At 73.3% G+C, this 649-nt stretch carries 1 protein-coding gene; it reads left to right on the top strand.

What is annotated here, in order from left to right:
- Window positions 1-24: 24 nt before the first annotated feature.
- Window positions 25-649 (top strand): AMP-binding protein (locus tag B7767_RS36790; RefSeq protein WP_256923698.1); only part of this gene is annotated, 625 nt, incomplete at its 3' end.

Below are 649 nucleotides of genomic sequence, written 5' to 3'. Positions count from 1 at the left end.
CGGCACGCACTGACCGGCCGCGGTGTGAGGACCGGCTGGCCCGACGGCGTCACCGTCCACCGCCTGACCGCCGCGGGGCGCCCCGCCCGCACCGCCGCGGGCTCCGTCGCCCCCGCGGCACCGCTCACGGCCCCACGGCCCGAGGACATCGCCTACACCATCTTCACCTCGGGCTCCACCGGCAGCCCCAAGGGCGTGGAGATCGAGCACCGGGCCGCGCGCACGACCGTCGACGACATCGTCGACCGGTTCGCCATCGGTCCGGACGACCGGGTGCTGGCGCTGTCGGCGCTCAGCTTCGACCTGTCCGTGTTCGACATCTACGGCGTCCTCGGCGCCGGCGGCTGTCTGGTGCTGCCCGATCCCGCCCGGCAGCGCGACCCGCAGCACTGGCTCGAACAGGCCGGCCGGCACGGCGTCACCGTGTGGAACACCGCGCCCGCCCTGCTCGAAATGCTGGTCGAGTACGCGGAGATGGAACCTGAGGAGGCCACCGAGGCGCTGCGCACCCTGCGCCTGGTGATGCTCTCCGGGGACTGGATCCCCCTGACCCTGCCCGACCGGCTGCGCCGGCTCGCACCGCAGGCGGAGGTGATGAGCCTGGGCGGAGCCACGGAAGCGTCCATCTGGTCCATCACTTACCCGGTGA

This window comes from Streptomyces sp. 13-12-16 (genome assembly GCF_002114215.1).
Classification (GTDB): domain Bacteria; phylum Actinomycetota; class Actinomycetes; order Streptomycetales; family Streptomycetaceae; genus Streptomyces.
Note: the sequence above shows the minus strand (reverse complement) of the source record. Positions and strands in the feature narration are given on the sequence as shown.